Source organism: Vibrio ordalii ATCC 33509, assembly GCA_000257205.1.
Classification (GTDB): Bacteria; Pseudomonadota; Gammaproteobacteria; order Enterobacterales; family Vibrionaceae; genus Vibrio; species Vibrio ordalii.
Genome location: AEZC01000149.1, coordinates 1 through 323, shown reverse-complemented (window position 1 = coordinate 323; position 323 = coordinate 1). Strand labels below are relative to the sequence as shown.

General features: G+C 33.4%; 1 pseudogene. It reads right to left on the bottom strand.

Annotation, left to right across the window (positions count from 1 at the left end):
• Positions 1 to 112: 112 nt before the first annotated feature.
• Positions 113 to 323, bottom strand: a pseudogene (locus VOR_RS17120) (deoxyguanosinetriphosphate triphosphohydrolase); the annotation flags it as partial.

Below are 323 nucleotides of genomic sequence, written 5' to 3'. Positions count from 1 at the left end.
AAAAACACCGCAACGCTACTACCAACTTTCCGCATAACACCGTAATCACAAAAACCAACGCATGATAAAAATGCCACGCGTTGGCTGTCCCTCTTGAAGCGTTTGTTATATTTTATTTTGCACTTCCACTTATTTGTTTCGCTATAAATGTAGCATAGTTATCTGTCATTCCAGACACAAAATCCGTTATAGACATATAATATTCATATGGTGTACATCCATTTTTTGGAAAATCATCCTGCATCAAATCTAAAATTCTCTTTGATTTGAATGTCATTTTATCACCATTATATATTCTATCATTTACAGCCAATATAAATGCA